Raw genomic sequence first — 17,920 nt, forward strand, 5'->3', positions numbered from 1 at the left:
GCCCAGTCATAGCTTAATAAGCCCTATTTCTTTGTTAGATTGCGATTTTTTAAAGACCGTTTTTCTGATTCTTATTTTACAATTTTGAGGTAATTGGTACGCTTTGTCAGTCTGTTTGTTTACTCGTTTTTTTCTCCTGTCGATAGGAAACGCTTTCTTTGTTTTCTATTTTCAGCTTAATGGCAAAGCAAATCGGCAGTCCTATACCAACGCCGGTTGACAGAATAATTTAGAAAGGGAAAGACAGTTCGCCTATGTTACTACCGAGCAAGGCACGCAGAAGCAGTGCAAAGAGGTAGTCTAATGCCAGTCTGAGCAAAGTACAGCCATGCTGAAGCGTACTGTAAGGATTCTTTTCCCGATTTTCCTCGTCCACAATTTGTTGGCGGGTGGTTTCTGGATTTACGTTGTTGGCGATAAATCGCTCATTGATGCTAAATCTAAATATTCTTTAAACGGTAACTCTTTTTGGGGTGATGCGACCTTTATTCATGCTTTCTTCTTATTTTTGTATTCCATTATTGATCAGGCTCGCACGAGGTCTTCTTCGTTGAGCAAGGTCTTTGCATCCGATATAAGTTTAATGCCCATGTCAACGTTTTACCCCTATACAGACGAATTTGAAGCTCTCTTTAAAAAGTGGTATATGCCTTTGTTCTACAAGGCGTTGGACTGGGTGGAAGACGAAGAGGTAGCCAAAGACTTAGTAAGTGAACTTTTTGCCGACCTATGGAAATCGTACGAACGCATACGGCATTACAAAATAGGCCCTTACTTATTTACAGCCATTAAAAACAAGTCACTCAATTATCTGCGTCATCAAAAGGTTGAATGCGACAATCGCTCCGCTTACATCAGGATGAAAGAAGAGATTCTCGGCGACTCTGACCTATTGGAACAGCGACTGCGCAAAATTCAAGAGGTTATAGACAGCCAGACTCCATTGACCCGATTCGTATTCGAGGCATGTTATTATGAAGACAAGACCTATCAGGAGGTTGCCGATATGCTGGCGGTCAGTGTCAGTGCCGTTCATAAGCATATCAGTAAGATGATGGCGGCGTTGCGGACCGAATTGTTGGTAAAAGAGAGAAAACAAGGTAACGATTGAGCGAATAAGCGTGTTTTAATCTATAAACGATTTTTCAACATGAACAACGATAATCAAAAGATAGAACTGTTGGCAAGGATATTCTTCAGGCGCCGGCATTGTCGCAAGCCCGATGTAGAAACGGAATGGCGGAAGTTTAAGGCCCGTGAGGGACAAAGCGCGCCCGATTCGTCATCTCATTGGAAATTAATCGTGGCGGCGGTAGTCGGCGCTGCGGCCATGTGGTGTGGCATGGTCGTTTACCATTATTTTCAGTCACGGTGGCAAACGGATCGGAACATGCCGCTCGTTGTCTTGCGACATCGGAACGAGGTTCCCCAAGTCACCTACCAATCGGGTCATCAGACGAGAACTTTGACCGGCGTGGATTCCCTTTCTTTCCTTGCCGTTTCGCAGCGTACAGACCATAGCAAACAGCAGTCGGGCGCGGCATCTCCAACCGCGAGCCAATCGTCTCGTTCGCCCCTGCAACGCGTTCAGACCCCAAGAGGCATGAGCTTCAAGGTGATATTGGAGGACGGAACGGAGATATGGCTCAATGCTGAAAGCAAGATAGAGTTTCCGGAGAAGTTTACAGAGCGGATAAGGCAAGTGAAATTAGACGGAGAGGCCTATTTCAAAGTGGCCCGCAACGTGAAAGTTCCGTTTGTCGTCGTAGGCAACCAAATGAACGTGCGTGTGCTTGGCACGGAATTCAATTTCAGACAATACGCCAATGAACAGCCCCACGTCGCGCTCGTCAAGGGCGCGGTTGAAATATTAAACAACCATACGGGAAAGGCGGAGGCTACGCTGACACCCGACCAAGAAGCCTGGTGTGACCGGCAGGGCGTCATACACGTGGGACAGGCGGACACCTATGCCGTGAGACAATGGGTCGAAGGCATGTTTTATTTCGACGATACGCCATTGGTCAATATACTCAAAGAACTTGGACGTTGGTATAATCTGGGTGTCATTTTCAAAAACGCGAGACACCAGAACCTCAGACTCCATTTCAGCGCTTTGCGCTCCGGTGACGTCCATCGGAGCATTGAAGACTTGAATTTGCTGTGTAAGTTTAAAATCGTCGTTCAGGGTTCCGACATCGTGGTTTATTAAACGGAACGTTTTGATTTGTCAATCCCTCCTTGTTTTGTCAAAGAAAGCTCACGGATTTTAACTTTTCAAAATGGAGAATCTAAAGTGATTTTAGGGTGAAAAATAAGGGATGGGGGATGAATATTTAGCATTATTTTCTCATCAGTTATGCTTTTAGCTCATGAAAGTTACGCTATTAACGGCTTAAAGCTATGCTTTCGCATCAGAAAAGGACTGCTTTTGCGGGCTGAAAGCATAAGCGATGAGAGGCAAAAAGGGCGTTGAAAATTGTAAAGAAAACGCAAGTCGTTGATTGATAGCGAAATACAAAGACGCTCAAAACTCGCGTATTTGCCGGCAAAAAACTTTTTGTGGCAAATTCTTCAGGCATTTTGAGCCATTTGTTAAATTATTTCCTGTTTTTTATTTTTTCGGTTTCAGGGGTGACCGTTTGCTGCCGTTCCTTGTATTATAAGTAACAATAGTTTAATATCATAGCCAAAGTTTATATGAGAGACAGGAGAAAAAGCAACATCAAGGACTCGCTGATGGTCCTGCTTTTATGGCTGTTTTCCGCGTCGACGCTGCACGCCCAGCAGTTGACACAGGGAAACCGTATTACGTATAATAGTTCGGAAGAACGGCTGAGCACGGCTTTAAAGGCAGTGGAACGTCTTTCCGGCTATTATAAACTTCAATTCACCTCGGAAGACGTGGAGCCTTATCGGGTGAGTGTGCGTATCGATCGGGCTACCATGGATGCGGCTTTGCACGAGTTATTGAAAAATACGCCGTTGCGCTATAGCGTGAAAGATCGCTTCATCAGACTGTCAAAGCCTGCCCAGGCTGCGGCGATAGGCATCGGAGGGGATGTTTATGGAACCGTGTTTGATGCCGAAAAACAACCGGCTGTCGGCGCGACGGTCAGGATAAAGGGCGCGAGCGGCGGCGTGGTCACCGACGTCGACGGCAAGTATAAAATTAAGGCGGCTTCGGGACAGACGCTGATTTTCAGCTATGTGGGAATGAAGATTGTCGAAAAGACCTATGCGGGTCACAGCCGTATTGATGTCTACATGGAGGCCAGCGAAGAATTCATGTTGCAAGATGTCGTCGTAAACGGTTACTACAGTCGGTCGAAAGAGAGCTATACGGGTTCTGAAATCACCATCAAAGCCGGGCAGTTGAAAGACTTGGGAGCCACCAATGTCCTCTCTACGCTTTCCGCTTACAACCCGTCGCTGCGACTGACCGAGGAGGCTGACTACGGATCGGACCCTAACCACGTTCCCGAAGTGACGCTGCGCGGCCAAAGCACCTTCGATTTGAGAGGCTCTGCCGAGAGTTCGCGTGCCAATCCCAACGGTCCGTTGTATATTATGGACGGCGTGGAGGTTTCCGCCCAGACCGTTTATGACTACGATATCAACCGCATAGAAAACATCACGATTCTGAAAGACGCTTCTGCCACGGCCATGTATGGCTCACGTGGAGCCAACGGCGTGATTGTGATGACGACCAAACGTCCGCAACCGGGCCGAATCAAGGTGGATTTCAGCGCCAACTATGCGTTGTCGGTTCCGGATTTGAGAGACTATAACCTGATGAACGCAAGCGAAAAACTGGAGTTTGAACGCCTTGCGGGAAGATATATTTTTGCCGCGGGAGGGTTGGAAGGCCAACTGGCAATGGACCGCCTCTATCATTCGCGGTTGCAAGAAGTGGCCCGCGGCGTGAACACTTATTGGCTTTCGCAGCCCTTGCGCACGTCCTTATATCAGAAATATTCAGCCATATTGGAAGGTGGCGACAATAATCTGCGCTATCAGCTGAATGGCCGATACGACACCAATTCGGGCGTCATGAAGGGCTCGGACAGAAACAATTACGGGCTTAGCGCCGTCTTGGATTATAACATAGGTGAGAACTTCCGAGTGCGCAACGACCTTAGCATTTCGGAAGTGAAGTCGAACAATTCTCCATACGGCTCGTTCAGCCGCTTTGCCCAGCAGAATCCTTATGACAGAATTTACGACGACGAGGGGCATTTGGTAAAGGTTTTGTCTACCAACCACGTGAATCCGATGATCAACGCCACTCTGGCCAACAGAGACAAGACCAACACGACGACCTGGACGGACAACTTCTATCTGGAATGGCGTTTCTTGAACGCGTTTCGATTGACAGCCCGTTTGAGCTATTCCAAGGCTCTTTCGCAGCAGGAAACGTTTGTTTCGCCCAACTCTCCGGCCTATGCCGAGGAGACCGAGATAGCGAAAAAGGGGCGTGCCATGTATTTCAATACCACGGAGACCACGCTGGACGGCAATGTCTTGCTATCGTATTACAATACGTTCAGGAAAATACATACCGTCAGCATGACGCTCGGTACCAACTTCACGGACAACAGTGTGCGTGGCCAAGGGTTCACGGCAACCGGCTTTTTGAATGATAATCTCGACAATATCCATTTCGCCCAACAGTACGCGGCCAACAGTAAGCCGGCAAGTACGTCGGACGTGTCGCGCCTTTTCGGTGTCTTGTTCAATGCCAACTACGGATTAAAGGAACGCTATTACGTAGACTTCTCGTTCCGTACGGACGGCTCTTCCAAGTTTGGCAATGATTCGCGCTTTGCCCCTTTCTGGTCGTTAGGCGTGGCATGGAACGTACACAAGGAGAAATTCATGAACGAAAAGTTCGCCAACTTGCGCCTCAGAGCGTCGATGGGCAGCACGGGTAACATCAATTTCGCGTCGTCGCAAGCCATCACGCGCTATTATTATCATGCCGATAACATTTACCTCGACTCTTGGGGAGCTACCTTGCAGGGATATGGAAACAGCAAGTTGAAATGGCAACAGACCATGACCTATAATCTGGGAATAGACATTTCGGTACTCAAAGGCAGGCTGGCTTTCTATGGAGACGTCTATCGGAAGCTGACCGACAATCTGTTGTTGCCCATGAATGTCGCGCCCTCTACCGGTTTCACTTCCTATACGGAAAACGTGGGCGAGGTGGAGAACACGGGCTGGGAGGCACGTTTGTCTGCCAATTGGATAAAAACCAGGGACTTCTCGTGGACGACCACTTTCTCCGCCTTTCACAACAAGAACAGGATTCGCAAGATTTCCAATGAGTTGGAAGAAATGAACAAGCGGCACAATACGGATAAAAACAGCAACATAACCGGCAAGGTTGCCAATCAATATGAGAACGGCAACTCCACGACAGCGATCTATGTGGTTCGTTCGGGCGGCATTGATCCGGCCACGGGAAATGAGATTTACTATAAGCGCGACGGCACTTTGTCCTTCATTTACGATTATAAGGATAAAGTGGTGGTGGGCGACACCGAACCCAAATATAACGGCAATATCATCAATAATATCGCGTGGAAGGGCCTCAACCTCTACGCGGTGGCGACCTACCGATATGGCGGAAAGGCTTACAACGCTACGCTGGCAACCAAAGTGGAAGGCGCCAACCCGGCGTTGAACGCCGACAAGCGCGTGCTTTACGACCGTTGGAAGCAGCCGGGCGATCATGCCATGTTTCGAAGAATCGACGACCAATCGCCCGTTTATCAAACCAGCAGATTCGTACAGGACAACAATTCGCTCGTCTTGTCCAATCTCTCGCTTACCTATACATTGCCCAAGAAGCTCATTTCGGCGTTCGGCGTGGAATACGTTAAGTTGATAGCGTCGGCCACCGACTTGGTTCGCTTCTCCTCAATCAGGCAGGAAAGAGGCATCGCTTACCCTTACGCGCATTCTTATTCTTTCGGTTTTAACATTAGATTTTAAATGACAATGAAACTCATACAATATATGATAACGGGAGCTTTTGTGTTGCTTGTTTCTTCATGCAACGACTGGCTCAAGGTAGAACCGGAGACATCCGTTGACGAAGAGAAACTTTTTTCAACGGAGCAGGGCTTCAGAGACGCGCTGGCCGGTGTGTATGCCGACATGGCTTCGGGCAGTTTGTATGGCCAGGAACTTAGCTTCGGATTGCTGGATGTCTTGGGACAGCTGTATGACTACGAAGCCATGGAAACGGTCTATCATCAATACCATTACGCCAAAGATTACCAGTATGGCAACGAACAGGTGAAATCGCAGATCGGTTCGATATGGAATAAGATGTACGCGGTGATAGCCGAGATCAACAATATCTTGTTGTGGCTCGATAAAAATGGACAGGTCATGCCTGTCTCAACACGACATCAGATTAAGGGAGAATGTCTCTTTTTGCGGGCATATCTGCATTACGACCTCCTGCGGATGTTCGCGCCCGACGTAAAACGAGAACCGCAAGCCACCGCGATTCCTTATGTGGAAACCTTTAGCGTAAAAGCTACGCCGGCAGGGAGCGTCCGGCAGGTGATCGAGAATATAAAACGAGACCTGAATACGGCCAAGCAGGAATTGGAACAGGATGGTATCAAGAAGGTGATTCCTTATGAGTTTGCCGACAAGACGGAAACCGACCGCTATGTGGCACGTGCCAACTGCTATGCGGTTGAGGCCCTGCTCGCGCGCGTACTTTTGGATGAGGGTAGCTATCAGGAGGCCGAACAGGCTGCCGCCAACGTCATTCAGTCGGGTAAGTTCAGGCTGCTGGACGTGGCGAAAAGCATTAACGTGCAGCCCGACTCATTGGATATCCTGTTTAACGACGAGCATATCTTCTCGCTTCGAAATAAAGCCATTCTGACCAACGCCCAGAAATTGCACCTTGGTATCGTCACGCAGACGTCGGTAAGCGGCGCCGCGCTACCATTGGCGACAGACATCAATGACCAGTTTGAGAACAACAACAACGACGTAAGATTGTCGACCTGGGTGAAACCGCAAAGCAAATATCTTATAAAATATACAAAAGAGGACATCAAGAAATTTTATCCCAAGCAGGTACTCATCAAGTTGTCTGAAATGTATCTGATCGTAGCGGAATGCAAAATGCGCCTGAATGAAGCGGACGCGTTGGAGACACTGAACACGCTCCGGCGTTCACGCATTCCCAATTCGGCTGCTGCCGACAAGGCTGTCATCAACCAGGACGTACTGATTGCGGAGATGCGGCGTGAGTTTATAGGAGAAGGCAAGATGTTTTATGAATATAAACGTCTGAACAGCCCTATTCTTAATATATTAGTTAACATAGAACCTTCCAATTCCGTACAGGTCTTTCCATTGCCGGAAGATGAGAAGGAATATGGAATTTATCATTGAAAAGGAGGGAAAGATGAAAAACGTATGGCTTAAACTATGGGTTATTTCTACATGCGTCTTGACCATAGCTTGCTCTAAGGATATTGACGTGCCCTATTCGGAAGGCGACAGAATCTATTTCGAATATCTGTATCAAGACCCCAATTACGCGGCCAAGAGATTGATCGTGCGCGACTCGCTGACGGTTTCGATGGGACTTTTGCCCGATGAAACGAAAAGCTTCGAGGTGAAGATTCCCGTCCTGATATTGGGTAACCCGCTATCGACAGACAAGCATTATCGGGTAGAAGTCGTTGAGAAAGGAACGGTTGTGAAAGGAGTGACGACCGCCAAAGTGAATGAAGATTATATGCCTTTGCAGGAGACTTACACCTTTCATGCCAACACTTGGTCGGACACGTTGAGGCTCGTGTTGCTGCGTTCGCATTTGAGTCCTTCTTTTACGCTGAAGCAACAGAAGTCCGTCATTCTGCGATTGGTGACGACGGATGAGCTGAAACCCGGCATACGCGAAGGTCATGAGGTTAAAATTTCCATGAATAATTATGTAGCCCAGCCCAAATGGTGGAATGTTTACGCGTTGGGTTATTATCATCCGCAGAAATACAAAATACTTCTTATGTTCAATACGGAAGAATTTTACAGTACGGTAGACATCCTCAATGACGCGAGCCGCTATGTCAACGCCCTGAAAGCCTATCTGAAAGACAATGTCGTCATAGACGGGGAAACAGGCAAACGAGTCGGTTTCGACAATCTGATAGACATGGATGGAAAATAGAAAAAGGAGAAAGCTTATGAAAACATTTAAATATGTAGCGGGCCTGGCTATACTGATCTTGTTGTCGGCATGCTATGAAGACAAGGGAAACTACGACTATCATGAAATAGATGAGGTCACGGTGAAAGGAATACCCGAAAGCGTTGAGATAGACAGATTTTCAAGGCTGGAGATTAAACCCGACATCAGTGGCTCCATCTTTGGCAACGACACCTCGAAATACTCGTATGAATGGAAGATTGCCGACAAAGTTATTTCAACACAAAAAGACTTGGATTATGAAGTGAGTAACGCTCAGGGAAGTTATACGCTGTTGTTTACAATTGCAGAAAAGGAAACCAGGGTAAAGACGTTTGTCACGACCAAGCTTATCGTTAACTACTCAACTTCTTCCGATGGTATTCTCGTCGTGAGTTCAAAAAACGGAAAAGCGGACTTGTCTTATTTAAGATTGGATATGCCCGAAGCCAAGTTTATGACGATGTTTTACAACAAGAATCATGACGAGCCGCTCGGGACTCATCCGAGACAGTTGTATCAGACCTATGTAGACGGTGCCTCGGCTTATGTCAGGAGATACGGTGGATACGGCATTAAGCTCATTTGTGACGAGGGGCTTGTGCAGCTGAGCAACGTCACGCTGGACTATATGGGAAAGATAGACAAGAACTTCTTTCTCAACTACGGCGAACTCTATCCCATTCCCGACTATTCTTCCTATGTGCCCGAGTATATGAACAGCATCGTTTTTCAATGGCGAAGAACTCCCTATGGCAGCATTATGAACGATGAATTTCTCTACGTGATAGCCGGCGGAGCGGTCTATGTCATTTCATACGAGCGTGCCAAAAAGCCCGAAATCTTTTATTCCAACTATGTAGGAGAAGAAGGACAAAGGTGCAAGTTTTCGCCGATGATGTTTGTTACCGGCAGGAAACCCACGCCCAACAAGGGCAAAAATCTGAACGCGGGGTGGACGACAACTGAAACGGAATGTGTGTTCGACGAGAACCAAGGCGTGTTCTATATTTTCTCTTCAGGGCAGTTGACCGCCGTAGACCCCGACGTTTCTTTCCCGGGTTACAAGGCCTTTTACGGCGAGGATACCTATCAGATGGGCTTCTGCTTCGCTGCCATGGAGAAAGAAGGAAAGGTAAGGTTCGCGACATTCAATACGGAGAGCCAAAATCATATAGTCTCTGTCGACGCGACGGAAGCGTCGCCATCCGGCAGGTTCTTCATGTTGCGCAATTCGCCATACGTATATTTCAATACGACAAAGGGGATATATAAGTACAATATCCTCAATGTCGGCTCCGGAATATCACCCGCCGCGTCGGACAAAATACTTTCTTTAGAAGATTTAGGTTACTCGAAAGAAGCCGTTATCTCCGATATTTGCCTGCATCGCAATGAGAAAAAGATGGTGATAGCCGTTTCGCGATATGGCGATGACGAACAAGGAAAAGGCGATGAACTCAAAAGCGATATCGTAGAAGTAAGTCTTGGAGGCGCCAAGCCCGAACTCCTGAAAAAATATGTGGGAGTATGTGGCGTCAAGCCATTGGTCATTTATAAATACAGAACATTCGCACGCAACGATGAATATTTAGTGGATTGAGACATGAAACGATCAAGATTATCCGTATTATTCCTTGCTTTGATTCTGCAACTGCTTTGCGTTCCGGTCCGCGGAGACAACGGTGGCATTCGTTTCGAGCGTGGAAACTGGCAAGAAATACTTCAGAAAGCCAAGTCGCAACATAAATTAATCTTCGCGGACTTCTATACCCAATGGTGCGGTCCCTGCCTTAATATGGCCGAAACAGTCTTCTCGCTTCCCGAAGTGGGAGCCTTTTACAACCGTCATTTTATTTGCGTGCAGATAGACGCGGAGCATGGTGAGGGGGTCGGCCTGGCCTCCAAGTACCATGTACGCCTTTATCCTACCTATTGTTTCATCGAGCCCGACTCGGAAAAAGCGGTGCATGTGAGTTCGAGTACACAAACGCCGGAAACATTCATAGAGACGGGTAAGAGCGCGCTGGTTCCCGAAAGGCGTTCCACTTATCTGACGGAAGCCTATCAAAAGGGCAGGCATGATAAGGATTTCCTGTTGGCTTACCTGTGGTATAAGCACTCCATCCACGACAGGCAGGCCGTAGATAGAGCTTTCAATCAACTCATCGAAGCAGGTCACACCTTGCGCGACAGCACGATATGGAAAGCGTTCGTCGGCTCCATTTCAGGCGTTACGCCCTATCTGAAAGAAGTTTCCCGGAACTATGAAGACTACTGTCGGTTGTATTCAAAGAAGGCGGTAGACGACAAACTCTTCGCCGAAACCAAGTACGGCAACCTGAAGGAGATAGAAAGCTTGTGCGATTTTGAAGGTAAGCGGTTGAACCTGACATTCATTCGCGTAGAAAACGATGTGAACCGGATGAAGTTTGACGAGGCGGCTACACGCGTCGACTCTCTACTGGCAGACACCGTTCAGGACAAAACGGAAATTATGAGCCGTTTGAAGTTCTTGGTAAACAGAGCGCGTCATACGTTGAAAGACGGTTCGCGCAAATGGAAAATGAAATGTTTGGAGTACGCCCGTTACCTTGCTTACAATTGGCCGGATCGGAAAGACGGCAGCGTGCATCAGCTTTATGCGGACATACTCGAACAACTCATGAAAGAGGAAGAGCTAAAAAGCGAAATGGCGAAGATGGTTTCCCGGCCTCCAAGATACGGGACGCCATCTTATTCCATGCGTTCTCCTAAATTAAAGATGAAGCCAAGAAAATGAAAAGAGGGAAACCGGTCGCTTCGCTATTTTCTCACCGACTCGACAATTCGCCGTAACAGTGGGGCTATGGCTTCCTCCACCTGCTTCATGTCGGCGGTAGGCTCAAAGCGACCGACTACTTTCCCCTTGCTGTCGACCAAAAACTTGGTGAAGTTCCACTTGATGTCTGCCTTGCGGGTATAGTCCGCGTCGCGCTTTTTCATCATCTGATCCATCTTCTGGGCCGTCTGACTTTGCCCGAATCCTTTGAAGCCTGCCTGTTTTTTCAGATAGGTGTAGAGCGGCGTTTCGTTGCTTCCATTTACGTCAATCTTGGCAAACTGTGGAAAGGTGACGGCATAATGGTCGGTGCAGAACTTGCGAATCTCCTGAATCGTGCCCGGTGCCTGCGCGTCAAACTGGTTGCAGGGGAAGTCGAGTATCTCCAGACCTTGGTCATGGTACTTCCGGTAAAGGGCTTCCAGCTCGGCGTATTGCGGCGTGAAGCCACATTGCGTCGCCGTGTTGACGATGAGTAGCACCTTGCCTTTGTATTGTTTCAGGCTCACTTGCTTGTCTTCGTCATTGGTTACCTTGAATCCGTAAATGTTCTTTTGGGCTGATGCGGTCAGTGCGAAGACCGTCATCAATAAAAGTAGTATATTTTTCATTTTGGAGTGATTGACTGATTTCTCAAATATTACCTCGTGGCTTTTCCACTGTGTATCAGTGGTGTACTTGCAAACTTACAAAAATCCTCGGATTATATGCCTGTTTAATAAAGAAAAATGGTTTTCTTTAAAAGAAATATAATCTTTTCCCACAACAATGTTGATACTTTTGAAAAATGTTGAGTTTGAAGATGGCATTTGGAGTAATCTTTTAGAAAAATGTAAAAAAAACAGTATGATATTAGGATTATATTGAAAAAATTAATAACTTTACAAACGAAAATACACATAATTCTATTGCCATAAAAACAGACTTTCTAATACTCCAATCAATAAAGTCCATTAGGAGTAATTTGGCTTTTGCATATTGTGTTGAAACTAAAATAATAAATAAACTTTATATGCGACTGTATTTAAGGACTTCACCAAATTTAAATTCGATCCCATTCAATTATCAACAAAAGTTGGTTGGAACAGTACATAAGTGGGTTGGATCAGAGAATGATGTGCATGATGCAATCTCTCTTTATTCTTTTTCTTGGTTGCATGGTGCAATGGTAAGCAATGGTAAACTGGAGTTTCCTAATGGTGCAAGGATGTTCATCAGTTTTTATGATCAGGCAAAAATTCGTCAAATTGTACGGACGATATTGGATGATCCGCTAATGTTCTGTGGATTGCGAGTCATAGATGTATCTATAGAGGATAATCCAGAAATATCAGACCGACATGTATTTTATTGTGGGAGTCCTGTTTTTGTTAAAAGAAAACTATCTGATGGGAATATAAAGCAATATACTTATAATGACGAAGAGGTAGACCGATTATTAAAGGAAACATTGATAACTAAGATGAAAAAGGCAAATTTGCCGGAAGACGACTCTTTGGATATTCGGTTTGATAGAAGTTTTCCAAATAAAAAGACCAAATTGATAACTTATAGGGGTATCGATAATAAATCCAGTATGTGTCCCTTGATTATCAGCGGAAAACCCGAAACTAAGCTATTTGTTTGGAATGTAGGAGTTGGTAATAGTACTGGAATAGGTTTTGGTTCAATATATTAAAGTAGCACACTATGTTTGTTGTAGTTTACAGAGGAAAATTTGGTTTTATAAAACCATGGACAGCGGTGAGAGATGCGCTAACCTATAGTCAACAATTTCTAACTCCATCTATTATTGAAGGAATAGAGAAGAAGCTGTTTCCTAAGACTTTAGAGCAACCTGGTATTCACCATATCATGAGGCATAAGTTACGTTATGATGCCATTGATGTACAGATGGAGAAGACACAGGCTCGGGGGTGGGAATATAAATCGAAAGAGAAACGGATGGTTCGTAATCAGTCTATTCTCAACAGGGGCATCATGTTAAATCCAACACTTTATCTTGCTTTTGATAGTCAAACATTGGCAGATGAGGCTGTTATGCAACATATCTGCCTATGTAGAAACGAAGACATGTTATTGCCGGAATCAGAGGTTGTCGATATGACAGAAGCGCAATTCTCTGACCTTGACGGATTTGAACTTCGTTTTGGAGAATCAGAGCAGTCATTTCTTATAGGATATAATAGGTTTGATAGTAATCAACCCATGTATGGTTGGTTGGAAATCAGTGGAACGCCCGTATTTAATTTATGATACAAGATTATGATAACATTCTGGCAAAGCATGAGGATGACGGCATAATTCCATTGTCACGGCATTTGAGGGAAGTCGCCGTCGCCACTGAAGTCATTGCCCGAAATGTAGGACTTGATGAAGAATTAGCTCGTAAAGGAGCAATTCTCCATGATATAGGTAAGGTTAGCCCGTTGTTTCAGGAACAACTGAAGCATGGATACCTGCGACCGCCTCATTTTGTGTTTCGTCATGAAATAGCATCCTTGTTTTTCATATCTTTATTAGAAGAGAGCGAACGCCCTGTAGTTTTGGAAATGATAGTAGCGCACCATAAATCAATATTGAATGATGTGGGAAACAAGGGACTTCTTGATTTGGATGAAAACCTGAGGAATTGTTTTGAAATTCACTCTGAAGGATTTGCTGATTGGAGTGGCAGAGCTTTAGCAATATTGGAGGAAATGGGATTTAGCGTGCATCCAATTTCAATAGAAGAAGCAAGAGAAAACTATAAGTATGCTATTGATTATTGTTGGTCATTAGCCGATGGCTGCTCTGAATGGAAAGGAGTTTTGATGGCAGCCGATCATTATGCTTCTGCATTAAACGAGAAAGCAGAGATAAATCTGGACAACTTATTTATTAGACCAGACCTTTCCTTTTATAACCGTAGAAACGTTTTGTATCCGTTGTCAATGATAGTAGCAGACGATAGGCGTAAGCATACGATGGTTACGGCACCTACTGGAGCTGGTAAAACAGATTTCCTGTTGAGACGTTGTCGAGGAAGAGTATTTTATACGTTGCCCTTTCAAGCTTCAATCAATGCAATGTATGACAGGATAAAAGCCGATATAGGTGATACAGGAGCTCAAGTGCATTTATTACATGCCACATCCGATTTAAAAGTAGAGGATGGCTGTATTGAAGAACGCATTATGCAGAGACATATTGGGGCCTCTGTAAAAGTGCTTACTCCCCATCAAATGGCTTCTATTGTTTTTGGTATAAAAGGTTATGAGGCAATGGCTGAAGATTTACGCGGTTGTGATGTTATCCTTGACGAGATTCATACTTATTCTGGCGAAATACAATCGATTGTGCTACGTATCATAGAAATACTATTGGTTTTGGATTGTAGAATTCATATTGGGACTGCAACTATGCCCTCTTCTTTATATAATAAGGTGTTGACTTTACTTGGAGGACCATGTTGCGTCTATGAAGTATCTTTATCTAAAGAAATTTTACAGACTTTTAATCGGCATATAATTCATAAGGTAAGTGATTGGGAGCATAGCTTTGATATTATTGATCATGCTATAGTGAATGGGGACAAAGTGTTGCTGGTATGTAATCAGGTAAAACGTTCTCAACAGCTTTACGAAATGTTGGTTGAACATTATCCTAAGGTTAAGAAAATGCTGATTCATAGTAGATTCAAACGAGCAGATCGGCAGCAGCTGGAAATAAAATTAAAAATGGATTTTAATGTGTCTGATGAGGCATGTATCGTAGTTTCCACGCAGGTGGTTGAGGTGAGCTTAGATATTAGTTTTGATTTGATGGTAACAGAAAGTGCGCCAATTGACGCACTGATTCAGCGTTTCGGGCGTATTAATAGGAAACGATCAAAATTAACAATCGGACGTTATAAAGATATCTATGTCTTGGCTCCTCCTTTGGTAGATAAAGAGTCATTGCCTTATTCGCTTGATGTTTTGAGACGAAGCTATGATGTATTACCCGTAGATGAAGTTTTACAAGAAACGGACGTGCAAGCAAAGTTGGATGCGGTTTATCCAAATGTGGAAGTAAGTAATATAGATTATAGTGGTGCTGTCTATGTAAATGGAGATTGGCAGATAAAGAAACTATGTCATTATGGAAAGTCTGCTTTACTGGATCTTTTGGATATTGATGTTGCATTATGTGTGACGGAACATGATAAAGATTTTTATAAACAAAGTCTTCCGATAGATCAAGCGAAAGTAGAAATTCCAGTAGGGTATAAATCAATAGCGTACAAAAAGCTTGATAAATTGGAAAAGGGTCATCGACCTTATGTTATTCCGAATGAGGCCTACTCGGAAGAAATGGGGTTGTTGATAGAGTATGCAAGTCCCGAATATTATCAATCATTTGAAATTATTTAATTTTATGGTAACAACAAATATTGGAAGAATCTTTTTGCAGGCGTACAATGCAAAATATAATAAAAACTATACAGCAAGGGAATTTTTTGATGAGGTATTTTATCCTTTGGTATTTGATGCAAATAAATATCTGCAATGGGTACAAAACTCTCCTTTTGTACAGATGAAGGCAAAGCAAAAGGTGGAAACGCTTACATCACAAGAACGTATAGAAAAGTTAGATGAGTTTCATCAGAAAATTGCTGCAGGAAATCAAGATGCCAGTGTGGCTTTAGGCTATGCTGCTTCTGAAGAAAAAGGGTTTGCAACAACATCTGGACAGGTAACCAATATGAAAATTATGGTTACCCAGGAAGATGTTTATTTATCTTGGATTGGGTCTGGCTTGGGCTTGGGAGTTAAGGGAGGAATCTCTATTCTGTTCGATAATCCGGACTTGTTATTGGATATATTTGAAGGATGGAAATATTACAGAAAGAAGGTTGATGAAAACATTTTACTTAAAGGAAATCAACTTACCTCTGCTTGGAATGCACAGTGGCTGACGCACAGATATTCAAAGGTATTTAATCCTAATAATCCTTTTGCTAATTTCTTTCCCGATGAAGAAAAGAATGGCATATGGGGGATTGAGCCCCAATCTTGGACTCATTTATTAATTGGAATCTGCCGTCATTATGAGCAACCGAAATTGATGGGTTACGTATACGGATTTGGTCAAATGAATACCACAATAGGATTCATTCCCTTTGTGTTGAGTCAGATTCGGTACATGTTTGAACTTTATGAAAGACTCTTTCAAATGAGAAGTGATGATGCAGAGAAATTGTGGGGAACAGCATTTGGTCTGCAAAAGGCTTGCCAAAGTGGAGTTATTGGTATACGAGCGATGGAACCTAAAGGACTTGAAGATTACATCTCTGCCAAGAAGAGTCCTAAATACAAGAAAGATGATATAAATCAAACAATTTTATTTAATACATATATAACATGGATAATTGCTATGCTAAACAATGAAGAGTTATGGGCAAAAGCCCTGAAGTTTGCAACGGTGTTGCAAAACTTCTCAATGGGAAATAAACAAGGAAAAACCTTAAACTCCCGTAAAGTAGATGAAGTTATAAAAGCAACGAATAAGATGAGCTTTATAAATTCATTGGTGGATATAGTAAGTCGTTGTGCAGATTCAGAAGCAATCTCAGAGATAGCTTCTGTCGTAAATACTATGCCCACAGAGAATGTTCCTTACTTCCTTACCTTGGTGAGATTCCAATATGCAAAAATTAATAATAATCAAAATAAATAATTATGAATCCGTACATCTATTTAAGAGCATTGAAACATGCCGATCACACAGTCTTCTGTGTCTCCGATGGTCAAAAAAGTTATTATGACGCACAGTTTAATAAGTCTGTCCCATTTTCCAGTGGTCAGCAAGTTAAACGTTCTATTTTACAGACAATAGTAGATGAATTGAATGTACCAATGGCTCCCATCACCTTTAACTATAATATTAGCGCAAAGAAGGAACTGGAGAATAAGGAGCCTTGGTCTCCTTGTGATCCAACTTATGTTGATCAGTTATTAGGTGGTTGGATGAAGGCTGCTGGTGATGGTCCTACTTTAAAAAGACGTAGTCCATTGTCTATATCTGCAATGAAAGCACTTCACCCTTTATTGGCAGGTACATATAAAGAAAATCTAACATTTGATAGAAGTGACCGACCTGACTACCATCCTGTAAATGTGCGTTTAACGGGTAGCGACAGATTGTTGAGCGAAGAGGAGATAGAAACGTTTCTTTATGAGAATAATCGTACCTTATCTCGTAGAAATTGGATTCCAGACAATAAGCGAGCAAGTGGCCTTTTTGTTTCTGATATAGCTATTGATTTGCGTACCTTATTCTGTGTTTCTGTTAATCAACATGAGCCAGAATTGACCAAAGAGAAGATTGAAGAACTGAAAAGTAATGGTTGGATTGAAAGTGAGAATGTGTTCGGTAAATGCTTAGTTTTGCCAAAGACTGAAAGAGATAGGATTATCCCTGCTTTGGCTCATGGTTTGATAAATTGGCGTATTACTTCTAATCAGGCGCGTACTTTTAGTTTGATGGAAACTTTAGCTGTGGCTATTAGCGACAATGCTAACACAATTCCTGCCGCAATACGCGCAAAGTTGATTGACAATGGGGAAAATCCAAAGGCAAAACCGATCATTGATGAAACTGCTGGGGCAAAGGTTTTTGTTACATTGCCTTGTGCCGCTTATGTTCAAACGGAATCTGAGTCTAGCGATGCGTTGAAGCAGGCAGAAAATAGATTAATTGAACTGATGTCAGCCTTTGATTACGAGAAGCAAGTTTAAATTTAAAATTGTGGCAGATACTTTACAGGTGTCTGCCATTTTTAATAAGGTATGATCATTACAGGTACTCATTTTAATTACTATCAGCTTTGTCGGCGCAAGCTA

General features: G+C 44.0%; 14 protein-coding genes. 12 read left to right on the forward strand and 2 right to left on the reverse strand.

Annotation, left to right across the window (positions count from 1 at the left end; genetic code table 11):
* Nucleotides 1-229: 229 nt before the first annotated feature.
* Nucleotides 230-376 carry a hypothetical protein gene (locus JHU38_RS08865; RefSeq protein WP_158267275.1) on the reverse strand — a complete coding sequence of 49 codons (147 nt, stop codon included), beginning with the start codon at nt 374-376 and terminating at the stop codon, nt 230-232.
* 213 nt (nt 377-589) lie between these two features.
* Here JHU38_RS08865 and JHU38_RS08870 point away from each other — a divergent pair, with 213 nt between their 5' ends.
* The 7 genes from JHU38_RS08870 (at nt 590) to JHU38_RS08900 (ending at nt 11,015) form a co-directional block, all read left to right on the forward strand.
* Nucleotides 590-1,111 carry a sigma-70 family RNA polymerase sigma factor gene (locus JHU38_RS08870; protein WP_158267276.1) on the forward strand — a complete coding sequence of 174 codons (522 nt, stop codon included), beginning with the start codon at nt 590-592 and terminating at the stop codon, nt 1,109-1,111.
* Nucleotides 1,112-1,150: 39 nt separating this feature from the next.
* On the forward strand, nt 1,151-2,212 hold the full coding sequence (locus JHU38_RS08875; protein WP_107581374.1) for a FecR family protein: 1,062 nt from the start codon (nt 1,151-1,153) through the stop codon (nt 2,210-2,212).
* A 488-nt stretch (nt 2,213-2,700) separates the two neighbouring features.
* Nucleotides 2,701-6,003: a SusC/RagA family TonB-linked outer membrane protein gene (locus JHU38_RS08880; protein WP_107581375.1), complete on the forward strand. Its 3,303-nt coding sequence runs from the start codon at nt 2,701-2,703 to the stop codon at nt 6,001-6,003.
* A 6-nt stretch (nt 6,004-6,009) separates the two neighbouring features.
* Complete coding sequence (locus JHU38_RS08885) at nt 6,010-7,434, forward strand: RagB/SusD family nutrient uptake outer membrane protein (protein WP_158267277.1); 1,425 nt, start codon at nt 6,010-6,012, stop codon at nt 7,432-7,434.
* Nucleotides 7,418-8,215: a DUF4843 domain-containing protein gene (locus JHU38_RS08890; RefSeq protein ID WP_158267278.1), complete on the forward strand. Its 798-nt coding sequence runs from the start codon at nt 7,418-7,420 to the stop codon at nt 8,213-8,215. Before JHU38_RS08885 ends, JHU38_RS08890 begins: the two co-directional genes overlap by 17 nt.
* A 16-nt stretch (nt 8,216-8,231) precedes the next feature.
* Nucleotides 8,232-9,836: a PKD-like family lipoprotein gene (locus tag JHU38_RS08895; protein ID WP_158267279.1), complete on the forward strand. Its 1,605-nt coding sequence runs from the start codon at nt 8,232-8,234 to the stop codon at nt 9,834-9,836.
* A 3-nt stretch (nt 9,837-9,839) separates the two neighbouring features.
* Nucleotides 9,840-11,015 carry a thioredoxin family protein gene (locus JHU38_RS08900; RefSeq protein ID WP_107581379.1) on the forward strand — a complete coding sequence of 392 codons (1,176 nt, stop codon included), beginning with the start codon at nt 9,840-9,842 and terminating at the stop codon, nt 11,013-11,015.
* Nucleotides 11,016-11,038: 23 nt separating this feature from the next.
* Here JHU38_RS08900 and JHU38_RS08905 read toward each other — a convergent pair whose 3' ends face one another.
* Entirely contained in the window at nt 11,039-11,665 is a 627-nt protein-coding gene (locus JHU38_RS08905; protein ID WP_107581380.1) for a glutathione peroxidase, read from the reverse strand.
* A 464-nt stretch (nt 11,666-12,129) separates the two neighbouring features.
* Here JHU38_RS08905 and cas6 point away from each other — a divergent pair, with 464 nt between their 5' ends.
* From cas6 to JHU38_RS08930, 5 genes are read left to right on the forward strand one after another with little or no spacing between them, the layout of a single operon-like run.
* The gene (gene cas6, locus JHU38_RS08910) at nt 12,130-12,732 is read left to right on the forward strand and encodes a CRISPR-associated endoribonuclease Cas6 (RefSeq protein ID WP_232369908.1); all 603 of its coding nucleotides are present in this window, start codon (nt 12,130-12,132) and stop codon (nt 12,730-12,732) included.
* Nucleotides 12,733-12,743: 11 nt separating this feature from the next.
* Nucleotides 12,744-13,310: a hypothetical protein gene (locus JHU38_RS08915; protein ID WP_107581382.1), complete on the forward strand. Its 567-nt coding sequence runs from the start codon at nt 12,744-12,746 to the stop codon at nt 13,308-13,310.
* Nucleotides 13,307-15,448, forward strand: a complete 2,142-nt coding sequence (locus JHU38_RS08920) for a CRISPR-associated helicase/endonuclease Cas3 (RefSeq protein WP_107581383.1) — start codon at nt 13,307-13,309, stop codon at nt 15,446-15,448. The genes JHU38_RS08915 and JHU38_RS08920 overlap by 4 nt, the downstream gene beginning before the upstream one ends.
* The gene (locus JHU38_RS08925) at nt 15,408-16,754 is read left to right on the forward strand and encodes a hypothetical protein (protein ID WP_146156983.1); all 1,347 of its coding nucleotides are present in this window, start codon (nt 15,408-15,410) and stop codon (nt 16,752-16,754) included. The genes JHU38_RS08920 and JHU38_RS08925 overlap by 41 nt, the downstream gene beginning before the upstream one ends.
* 2 nt (nt 16,755-16,756) lie before the next feature.
* The gene (locus JHU38_RS08930) at nt 16,757-17,815 is read left to right on the forward strand and encodes a CRISPR-associated protein Cas7 (RefSeq protein ID WP_107581385.1); all 1,059 of its coding nucleotides are present in this window, start codon (nt 16,757-16,759) and stop codon (nt 17,813-17,815) included.
* Nucleotides 17,816-17,920: the final 105 nt, after the last annotated feature.

The organism is Prevotella illustrans, assembly GCF_017426725.1.
Lineage (GTDB): Bacteria > Bacteroidota > Bacteroidia > Bacteroidales > Bacteroidaceae > Prevotella > Prevotella illustrans.